Origin of the sequence: Cognatitamlana onchidii (assembly GCF_004804355.1) — a bacterium.
Taxonomy (GTDB): Bacteria; Bacteroidota; Bacteroidia; order Flavobacteriales; family Flavobacteriaceae; genus Cognatitamlana; species Cognatitamlana onchidii.
This window is the reverse complement of sequence record NZ_SRWZ01000007.1, coordinates 254,234-265,092: the sequence shown is the minus strand read 5'-3', so window position 1 is coordinate 265,092 and position 10,859 is coordinate 254,234. Positions and strand designations below refer to the sequence as shown.

At 34.2% G+C, this 10,859-nt stretch carries 9 protein-coding genes; 3 read left to right on the top strand and 6 right to left on the bottom strand.

Translation table 11 applies throughout. The features are described from left to right. The first annotated feature begins 123 nt into the window (after positions 1–123). The 3 genes from E5D58_RS13930 (at position 124) to E5D58_RS13915 (ending at position 4,120) form a co-directional block, all read left to right on the top strand. Positions 124–363 (top strand): PDDEXK family nuclease, encoded by a 240-nt coding sequence (locus E5D58_RS13930; protein ID WP_205660324.1) that lies wholly within the window; start codon positions 124–126, stop codon positions 361–363. Between the two features lie 821 nt (positions 364–1,184). Then, a complete protein-coding gene (locus tag E5D58_RS13920) occupies positions 1,185–2,831 on the top strand; it encodes a fibronectin type III domain-containing protein (RefSeq protein WP_136482796.1) in 1,647 nt (548 codons plus the stop codon). A gap of 362 nt (positions 2,832–3,193) precedes the next feature. Next, positions 3,194–4,120 carry an SPFH domain-containing protein gene (locus tag E5D58_RS13915; RefSeq protein WP_136482794.1) on the top strand — a complete coding sequence of 309 codons (927 nt, stop codon included), beginning with the start codon at positions 3,194–3,196 and terminating at the stop codon, positions 4,118–4,120. 66 nt (positions 4,121–4,186) lie between these two features. Here E5D58_RS13915 and E5D58_RS13910 read toward each other — a convergent pair whose 3' ends face one another. The 6 genes from E5D58_RS13910 to E5D58_RS13885 all read right to left on the bottom strand — a co-directional run bounded on the left by E5D58_RS13910 (position 4,187) and on the right by E5D58_RS13885 (position 10,853). Beyond that, the gene (locus tag E5D58_RS13910; RefSeq protein ID WP_136482792.1) at positions 4,187–4,540 is read right to left on the bottom strand and encodes a hypothetical protein; all 354 of its coding nucleotides are present in this window, start codon (positions 4,538–4,540) and stop codon (positions 4,187–4,189) included. A 103-nt stretch (positions 4,541–4,643) separates the two neighbouring features. After that, the gene (locus E5D58_RS13905) at positions 4,644–5,276 is read right to left on the bottom strand and encodes a response regulator (protein WP_136482790.1); all 633 of its coding nucleotides are present in this window, start codon (positions 5,274–5,276) and stop codon (positions 4,644–4,646) included. Next, complete coding sequence (locus E5D58_RS13900) at positions 5,269–6,927, bottom strand: sensor histidine kinase (protein ID WP_136482788.1); 1,659 nt, start codon at positions 6,925–6,927, stop codon at positions 5,269–5,271. The genes E5D58_RS13905 and E5D58_RS13900 overlap by 8 nt, the downstream gene beginning before the upstream one ends. A 126-nt stretch (positions 6,928–7,053) precedes the next feature. Continuing rightward, entirely contained in the window at positions 7,054–8,199 is a 1,146-nt protein-coding gene (locus E5D58_RS13895) for a GNAT family N-acetyltransferase (RefSeq protein WP_235835925.1), read from the bottom strand. 102 nt (positions 8,200–8,301) lie between these two features. Further along, positions 8,302–8,787 carry a DUF1761 domain-containing protein gene (locus E5D58_RS13890; protein WP_136482784.1) on the bottom strand — a complete coding sequence of 162 codons (486 nt, stop codon included), beginning with the start codon at positions 8,785–8,787 and terminating at the stop codon, positions 8,302–8,304. 77 nt (positions 8,788–8,864) lie between these two features. Then, positions 8,865–10,853 (bottom strand): glutamine--tRNA ligase/YqeY domain fusion protein, encoded by a 1,989-nt coding sequence (locus E5D58_RS13885; RefSeq protein WP_136482782.1) that lies wholly within the window; start codon positions 10,851–10,853, stop codon positions 8,865–8,867. Positions 10,854–10,859 lie beyond the last annotated feature (6 nt).

Here is a 10,859-nt window from a genome sequence, read left to right as displayed (position 1 = left end):
CGAACTCTTTTAAAATCTTAGCTATTTGCTGGGGACTGAATTTACTTTTTCTCATAATTACTGTTTAAAGTTAATATTATTTTTACACTTTTAAACAGTTCGATTTATAGGGAAGCTTACAAAATGGTAAAGACAGTTGCAAGTGGAGAAATCGTAAAAGAAGTAACTGAAAAAGGTGTAAGAAAAACTTATTTTCCAAAGAAAACTGAAAACAGGATAAGTCACGTTAGACCACACGCAAGAAATGCAGCAGATACTTATGAATTACCTGTCGCAGATAAATTAACAGGATTGACTGAATATACAAAGCATTGTTTTTGGTTAAACGCAAGTTATGTGAAAGACGAAATATATCTGAAATAAGCCAACGCTAAAAGCCATACACATTTGCAATTCGCTACAGCCACTACACAGTCAAAAATTGCAAAAGAGTATGTCTTTGCCAACGCTAGCAAGATTGCGGAAAAAAGTACGAAAACACAACAACGTATATAAAAAATAGCGGTTTTAGTGCTTAAACGGAAATGAATTTTATAAATTTAAGGTTAGTGAAAATCCGAAAAGTTAGTGCGTAAAATCCGCTACTTTTCATATACAAGACCGTTGTAAAACATTTTGACCCGTCCTGAATAAAGGCTACATAATTTTAAACATTATGTATAAAAATGACAAAGTCATCAGACGGTATTCAGAACCCTTTAAACTGAAAATTTTAGACGAACTTACCACCGAAAAAGAACTACTATTGTGTATTTGAATTCAAACTTTTAATTATTGATTAAATTCATAAATGATATAATTTGTATCAATTATACTGGTAAAAATCATAGTACTTGGAGTAAAAGAAAATAGGCATGAATAAACAAAATGACATAAAAAAAATATAAAACCCCTAAAATAAACCATCAAGTATAATCTAAAATTTGTAGCTTAGGGTCCTATAATTTAAAGCTACATTTGTTGAGCTAATCCCTTAAATGCAGCAAATAACTAAAAAAAATAATTAAACTCAATGACTCCATTGACTTTATTAAAGGCATGGCAAAATAGAATTATTTAATAAATATACTTTCCTTAAAAGAACCTACGCATCATAACAAAACAGTTTATAAAAAGATCCTAAAGAACGAACCATGCCTATCAATATCATAAATACATTACTCTGTCAAATAAAAAAAACAGCTATGAAAAGCAAATTACTACATTTTTCTTGTCTTGTTATGCTCATTTTAAGCTGTAGTAAAAAGGACGAAGAACCTACCTTTTTACCAGAATTAACAACAGAACAAACTACGAATCTTACTCATAATTCTGTAGACATTACTGGGATTATTTCAAGTAATGGAAACAGTCCAATTTCTCAAAAAGGCATATGTTGGTCTGAAACTTCTGTAGAACCAGACCTAAACGACAGCAAAACAACGCATGGCGCAGGAGATGAAAAATTTACAAGTAAAATAGAAAATTTACAACCAGGAACCTCATACTTTGCAAGAGCATATGCAACTAATGGAGTTGGTACAAGTTATGGAAAGATTATTCTCTTTGAAACAAACCCCTCATTAGTCAATCTACTAACATTAGAAGCTTCTACTATTGAAGATGTATCTGCAACTGTTGCTGCAACTATGAATGTGGAAAATGTAGATATATTAGAAAAAGGTATTTGCTGGTCTACAACTTCTTTATATCCAGATACTAGCGATAATGCTACCAAAGAAGGCCCTGGGAATGATGATTTTGAAAGTGAACTTACAGAATTAAGCCCCGGCACAACCTATTATGCCAGAGCCTATGCAACTTCAGCGGAAGAAACTACTTATGGCAACTTTATACTTTTTAAAACAAAATTGCCTTTACCTAAAGTAACGTCTATAGAGGCAACTGATATTACACAAAATTCAGCTGTAATACATGGAAATATTGAATTCCCAAGCAATCTATTAATTACTCAAAGAGGTGTTTGCTGGGGTCTTGAAGCCTTGCCAACGATTGATGGAAATTTTACAAGTGATGGAACAGGCTCAGGAGAATTTAGTTCTACGCTAACATCCTTAACAGAAAACTCAACATATTACGCAAGGGCATACGCCATTAATAGCGAAGGAGAAATTGCTTATGGAGAAGATATTTCTTTTAAAACTAAAGCACCTGCCGCAATTCTTACAACTACAACTATTAGTGATATAGAACAAACTACCGCTAAAAGTGGCGGGGATATTACAGATAACCATGGAATTGAAATTGCTACCAGAGGCATTTGCTGGAGTACCACAACTAATCCTACTATAAACAATAATAAAACTGATGACGGAAGTGATCATGGTGTTTTTGAAAGCGCACTTACTAATTTAACTCCAAATACAACGTATTATGTAAGAGCTTATGCAACAAATAGTGAAGGTACTACGGCTTATGGCAATGAAGAAACATTTACCACGCTTCCAGCTAGTATAGAATACCCAGAAACAGGTTTTTTTGGCGATAATATTTTAGCGAGTTCATTTACCGAAGCAAAACCTCGAGAGAGCTATAGTTTTTCAGCTATTTTGCCTAAAAACACCAGTTTAAAAATAATAATAACAAGAACATCAACTCACCCAAATGAAGAAATTCCGACTTACTGGAGTTATTCAACAACTTCAAGGGTAAATTGGTTTATAGAAATTCTAGATAGAGATTATCACACGCAAGTTCTGGAAGCAACTTCAGATGACTTAACGACAGACCTTAGGGTTTATATTCCTTCTAAACCTATTACTATGAAAATTGATTTTTACGAAAATGGCGCTGAAACACCTACCAAATCAAAAATTCTTAGTAATAACTGATTAAAAAACAATTTAAGAAAAATCTTGTCTATCAAATAGTAAACTTCTATAATTTGAATTGTGCTTAAAACAGTTTGAAATATAAAGCTATTGTTTACAAGAAAGTGTAAAATTAAATGTTTGGTACTTAATTTGGGAGCAGGGCAATAAGATTTAAATTCCACTTTTAAATAAGTCGGTTATCCGAAACCCATACGTTATGGAGTCTATATGCTTTATAACTTAGAAATTGATTTTTTGTAACAAAACACCCCTTATTACAACTAATAATTAAACTCCTAATTGCAGACAAAATTAAATAGCTGCACCCTAGGATAAAATACATTTTGTATCTTAATATTTTCTAATCTAAAAAAATAGTTATGAGTCTCTTTTCTATTCCTTTTATTATTATTACGCTGTTCGTTTTAATCTCATCCTTCTTTATTGTAAAACAACAAAGCGCTGCTATTATTGAACGTTTTGGTAGGTATACAAGCATCCGTCAATCTGGTTTACAGATGAAAATTCCCTTAGTTGATAGAGTTGCAGGTCGCTTAAGTTTAAAAATCCAGCAATTAGATGTCCTCATAGAAACCAAAACCCTTGATGATGTATTTGTGCGCCTAAAAGTTTCTGTACAGTATAAAGTTATTAAAGACAAAGTCTATGACGCCTTTTATAAATTGGACTACCCCCACGATCAAATAACCAGTTATGTGTTTGATGTTGTTCGAGCAGAAGTTCCTAAAATGAAGTTGGATGATGTCTTTGTTAGAAAGGATGACATTGCCATTGCAGTAAAAGCAGAACTTAATGACGCTATGATGGAGTATGGCTATGACATTATTAAAACACTTGTTACAGATATAGATCCTGATGCTCAGGTAAAAGAAGCTATGAATAGAATTAATGCTTCAGAACGCGAAAAAATAGCGGCTCAGTTTGAAGGCGACGCCCAGCGTATTTTAATAGTTGAAAAAGCAAAAGCGGAGGCCGAGAGCAAACGATTACAAGGTCAAGGTATTGCAGACCAAAGACGTGAAATTGCCCGTGGTTTAGAGGAGTCTGTAGAGGTTTTAAATCGTGTTGGTATTAATAGCCAAGAAGCCTCTGCGCTTATTGTAGTAACCCAACACTACGACACATTACAATCTCTAGGTGAAGAAACGAATAGCAACCTCATTTTATTACCTAATGCACCCCAAGCAGGTAGTAATATGCTCAATGATATGGTGGCCAGCTTTACGGCTAGTAACCAAATAGGAGAAGCCATGAAAGAAGCTAAAAAGAAACCCCCTAAAGCTTAATAATTTTACAAGAAAAAAGGCATTTAAACGTGGTTTAAATGCCTTTTCTTATAATTGCGTACTTGCTTACTCTTGATCTAATTCATTATGCCTCGCAACTACAGTGCTTTCCTCCGCCTTTTTATTTCTCCAAGGCTTGTAATTTTTATACTTAGGCCCTGTTAGTTTTGCCCTTTCATTTACGGTTGTTGCTACTTCCTGATACTTAGCTTCCCCTTTATTCTTCCAAGGCTTGTAATTTTTATATTCAGGCCCTTTAAGCCCTTCCTTAGTATTTGAAGTGTATAGAGGTGTAGACTTGGTATCGTGCTTCCAAGGTTTATAGTTTTTATATTGTGGTCCTCTTAAATCACTTCTTTTTTGTGCAAAAGAAGTTATGGATACGAACATAAGTGCTAATAATACTGCTAATTTCTTCATAATTTCTCCGTTTTAAATTCATTATAAAAATACATCTAAAACCAAGGTGCCGCTTATAAGAGAAAGCACGTATTTTGCATCCGTATTTATACGGATAGGGATGTTAAATTAAATTAATTTTAGCGGCTTTTTTTATAAGTTCTGCCGTATTTTTAACTTCAAGTTTTCTTAGAATATTGGCACGATGCGTTTCTATGGTTCTGGAGCTAACAAATAGTTGCGTCGCTATTGCTTTAGTTGTAAGCCCCTCCGATATTAAACCTAAAACCTCCTGTTCTTTATTTGACAGAATATTGGCACTAACACTATTATCGGACATGAAGTTTATCATTTTTTCTGATATACTCGGGCTAAAATATTTTTTGCCAGCATGTACTATTCGTATCGCCTTAATAAGTTCTTCCTGATCAGTGTTTTTTAACAAATATCCGTATGCACCGTTCTTTGCACATTTGGCAATATAATTGCCATCATCGTGCATCGATATTATGATGGGCTTTACTGAAGAATTAAGGGCTTTCATTTCATTTAACACCTGAAAACCATCCATATTAGGCATGGCAATATCTAGCAATACAACGTCTATATCCTGTTGAGTTTGAATAAGACTTATAAACTCTTGGCCATCGCTAACACTTTTTACAATCTGAACATCCTCATATTTTTTCAATAGTTCGGCTAGTCCATTTCTAAAAAGTTCATGGTCGTCTGCAATTATTACGTTTATATTACTCATTGTTTAAAGGTAATTCAATTTCAAAGGTTGTATTTCCGTCTTTAGAGTTTATCTGTATCTGGCCCTTGCAAATTTCTACGCGTTCTTTAATATTTACAATTCCCGACCCTAATTTTACGTGGTTAATATCGAAGCCCTTGCCATTATCAAAATAAAAAAAAGAAACGAAATCGTCAAACTCAGATAAGCTTATTCTTATCTGTTTAGCTTCAGAATGTTTTAAGGCATTGTTTATTAGTTCCTGACCAATTCTAAAAATATTTATCTCGTGTGCCTTGGTTATTTTACTTTTCTCTTTTTTGGTTAAATCCTCAAAAACTATATCCACATTAGCAGATTTATTGACTCCTTCTATAAAATTTGATAATGCAGCCCCTACACCAAAGTCATTAATAGCAGAAGGCATTAAAGCATTAGACATTAGTCTTATTTCATTAATAGTCGAGTCCACTATTTTCTTCATTTCGGCTTGTTGTTCCTTACTTTCAATTTTGTTTTCAATATAAAATTTTAGCGTTGTTAATAAAGGTCCTATACCATCATGTAATTCTCTAGACAGTCTTTGTCTTTCCTTTTCAAGTCCATCAACAAGCAATCGTTTTGCATTTAAGCTACTTTTATTCTCATTATTTCTATACTCAATAAGCTTGTCCTGCATTTTTAATAAGCTCATTCCTAATACATCACTTTCACTTTTCGGTAAATACTTGCTATTCAAATTCATTTCTCCGATTTCTTTTGAAAAGTGTACCGCCCCTTGAAGTGATTTTTTTAAATGTGCCAAAGCGTCAAACATTTCTTTTATTTCATTAGAAATTTTAACAGATTCATTACCATCCCTATAATCTCCAGCCGCCATAACCTTTAAGCTGTTCTGCATATTTAAAATTGGGGTTGTAATAAGTCTTGTTAAAAATAAGGAAAGGACTACCGCTACCAACATAATTATAACGATTAACCCAAAAAGTCTAACTCTAAGATTCTTTAAAGGCGCTGTAACTTCACTGGTATCTATTTCTGAAAGAATAACCAAACTTAAATTGAAAATTTGTATTGGACTATAAGCACTATATACTTGTACACCCCGGTAATCAGCAAAAACATCTTTCCCGATATTTCCTTGAAAAGCATCTCTCACACCCTTTGTATCCACTCTAATCTTTGAAGGGGTTTTATTCGGAAAAAATCGCGAAGGCGACCTCATTAAAAAGTCATGCCCAACCAGATACGATTCGCCAGTATTTCCCATACCTGCCCTTTCCAGTAATATTTCGGTAACTTTATTATTGTCAATACCCTTAATTCTAGTTATAGAGTCTTCAACAGAAACCATGACAATAAGCGTATAACCGCTTTTAGTATGTTGTGTTACATCATAAACACCAGAAGTCTGAGGTAAATTAAAGGACTCCTTTAAATCTAAACTATCTAGATTACTTGAAACTGGCTTGGCAGACAGAAATAAATCCCATTCATTCTTTATTAAATTCTCAATCTGAACCTTTTTTAAAGTCTTTATTGAATTTAACTGAAGAAGAATTCGTTCATCAATAGTGTTGGAAAATTGATTGTAAAAAGTAAATGACAACATTAAAACGACTATAAAAACTAAGCCATTTGTGATAGTTAATATGAGAGACCTTAGACTCATTTATTGGAATTTGAAACTAAATTAACACCTAAAAAGAAAATAAAAAACACATCAAGCATATTCTTTATATACTTTGCCTTTTAGATTTTATTTCTCAGAAAAGCCTCCTGTTTAAACTATAAGGCCTTAAACAAACTTATTGCTGCCATAATCTTCCTTAAAAGGATGGCGTTCTTCCCAGTCTTGCTTTGGGTTCATTAGCTTAAAAACAGGTTTAAGTAGCAAGTTTAATAAGGCATTGGTATGTTTCATATACATAACCATTGGGTAAGGCTTTGCTCCAACAGAGCTTTTTATAGCCATAGCTGTTCTTGCATAAACAACAGATTTAAACTCTTGCTCTATACCATATTGAAGCATATTGTAGAGCATATTTAAATACAATTGATGTGACTGCTGGTAGTCGTGATTATAGCCCAAGAAATAAGTTTCTAAGTTCGAATTGTTCAAAATTAATGAGTAAAAGCCAATCAATTTATCTTCAACAAAACAAGCTACTAACTTAAAACGCTCTCTTAAATTAGTTTTTAGAGCAACAAAATGACTTGCAGGCAGTATAAAGGTGTTAAACTTGGCATTGTTACAAACATTTAAATACAGACTGTGTAATGTTTCTGCATTGCTACTTATCTCTTCTGCGGTGAGCTCCTTGAATTTAGTTGGAGCTAACTTTTTATGGGCGCGCTTATACCGATCTCTGTATTTTTTTGTTAGGCTGGATCTGTAATCTTCTCGCGTTTTCCAATCATCTAATATGGTTAGTATCATATTGGGCTGCACAGATACTTTATGTAAATTAAGCTCACTAAAATCCTTGGCCCTATTGTATTTTATATCATTACTAAAAAAGTCCTTAAATAAAATTAAGCGAATGGTTTTTCCTTGCTTTTTCTTTATATCTTTTTTTAAAGTGTTAAGTGCTTCAGATAGACATTTTAAATACGCATTATATGGTATTTGCGCTTCATTAAAATAGACCCCGTGTTGACCTGTTTGAGTTAAGTTGCCAACAACCAGAATATTGCCCCTTAAAACCTTAGACACCAGATTTTGAAAAAACTCTTTAACGCAAGACACCTGAGTTTTTCTGAACATATCCTCAAGATACAATTTTACTCGCTGTACAACGGCCACACCAACCAAACTTGCATCTCTAAAAACTGCAATAAAAAACAATTCAATATTATAAGGAGCCCCAGTTTCGAGTGCTTTTAAATATTTGGTTTGAAGAAACAAATCGTGAGACACTAAACTATCCCAGGCTTTAGGCAAGGCGTTCGTTGTTTCATATATCTTATACGTGTTCAATAGAGAATAAAAAAGACTGAAAATTACAATTCTCAGTCCTTAATTATGTTAAAAGATTACAAAATTTTATTTCATCCCACAGATAATAGCTCCCATAACAGCTAATGTAACAATCCAATACCCCGCATTTATAAAGATATATTTAGCACTTTTTCTTTCAAACAAGGCGTTGGTTCCTAAAATTGGTAAGGCAATAAATATGCCTGTTAGCATGCCATGCAGAGCTCCATGCTTATACGTTCTAAAGGCATCTCCGTAATCTGCCATAAGCGCTTCGTAAGAAGGCAATGCTGCAGAAGGGTCGCCTCCTACAAGGCTAAAAACACCCATTTGGTGTATAACAATGCCTGGCAAGGCTGTAGACAATAAGAAAGCAAAAAACAAAGCCATTCCAAAAATCTTGGCCATATTGGCTCCTTTCATTTTTTCTTCAGTCATGTCTGCTGCCTGCATCCACGCTGTACCAAATACTTTTGGATTGTACCAAATAAATCCAACTACAAGAGCCGAAACTGCTGCAATTAGCATTGCAACCGGGTTTAATAATTCCATATTTAAAAATGTTTAGTTTGTTATTAAATATAGTTAAAAAAACTAAGACACCATTAAAACCAGATTTTCAAACCAGTCTAAACACCCTGAGCTTCAGACACTAACACTGTGTTTTTATCCTGTAAGGCTTTTTCAATAAAAGCATCTATTTCTGCAGTTCTCTCTCGCCCATCTCTTAGCAAAACCCCAATTACAAGAGTTACAGCAATACGAGTACCAACCTTCTTAACAGCTGTATTAAAAAGTGGTTCTAATTCTTCATAACTAACATTTTTAGCCAAATCTAAAATCTCAGCCCTTACTTTAAGTTGTTTTGCCTCTGGTAAATTCGTGTATTTTTTACCCAATTGCTGAATAACATCGATAGCTTTTCGTTGTGGCTTTTGATTGTTTTGAGGCTTTTGTTGCTGCGGCTTAGGTTTTTGTCTTGCCCAAGAGTCTCTTAATCCAACCGTTTTGTTAAATACTAGTGCCTGTGAAGTAGAATCGTCATCTACATTAAAATACCCTAAACGTTGAAACTGAAACCTATCTCCTACTTTGGCATCTTTTAAACTCGGTTCTACAAACGCCTCAATTACTTTTAAAGAATTAGGGTTAATAAATTCCATAAAGTCTTTGTCTTGATGACTGTCTGGAGCTTCATCCATAAATAGCCTATCATACTCTCTAACCTTAGCTTTTATAGCCTGACTTATGGAGACCCAATGCAAGGTCCCTTTTACACGTCTTGCCGTATCTTTAGAATAGGTACAGTGTACTTCGGTAATATGTCCTTGGTTATCTTTAACAACGCTTTCGGCCTTAATTATATAGGCGTTTTTAAGTCTGACCTCGCCTCCTAATTTTAATCTAAAAAACTTATTTCCTGCTTCTTCTTTAAAATCGTCTCTTTCAATATATAACTCTCGAGAAAAAGGCACTTTTCTAAAACCAGCACTTTCGTCTTCTTGATTGTTTTCAGCCTCTAACCATTCTATTTTATCTTCAGGGTAGTTAGTAATTACAAGCTTTACAGGATCTAAAACAGCCATAACTCTTGGTGCTGTTTTATTTAAATCTTCGCGGATACAAAACTCTAAAAGCGAGACATCTATTACATTATCTCTTTTAGCCACCCCAACGGTCTCAACAAACTTTCTTAGGGCACTAGGCGTGTAACCTCTGCGTCTTAATCCAGAAATAGTAGGCATTCTTGGATCATCCCATCCATTAACAACCTTCTCTTCTACCAACTTAAGCAGCTTACGCTTGCTCATAATAGTATAACTCAAGTTTAATCGAGCAAACTCGCGTTGTTTAGGTCTTAACTTATCACTAACAACAACCTGATCTAAAAACCAATCGTAAAGTTCTCTATGGGGTTTAAACTCTAAAGAACATAGCGAATGTGATATTTGTTCTATATAATCACTTTCACCATGCGTCCAATCGTACATGGGGTAGATACACCATGCGTTACCAGTTCTATGATGGTGCTTTTTCAAAATACGATACATAATCGGGTCGCGCATCAACATATTGGGATGCTGCATGTCTATTTTAGCGCGCAAAATATGTGCACCTTCATCAAACTCGCCACTTTTCATACGTTCAAACAAGTCCAGGTTTTCGGCTACACTTCTATTTCTAAAAGGTCCGTCAATTCCAGGTTCTGTAGGAGTTCCTTTTTGCTCAGCCATAGCCTCGCTAGATTGCGAATCTACATAAGCCTTGCCCTCCTTTATAAATTGAACTGCCCAATCGTATAATTGTTGGAAATAATCTGAAGAAAACAATTCTTTATCCCATTTGTAACCTAACCAAGCTACATCTCGCTTAATAGCATCGACATATTCCTGTTCTTCCTTGGCTGGATTCGTATCATCGAAACGCAAATTAACAGGAGCATTATAGTATTCACCTAAACCAAAACTAATACCAATGGCTTTAGTATGACCTATATGCAAATAGCCATTTGGCTCTGGTGGAAATCTAAAGCGTAAATGGGCTCTTGACAGTCCATTAGCCAAATCTTCTTCTATAATTTGCTCTATAAAATTGAGTGATTTTCTTTCTTCAGACATATTCTG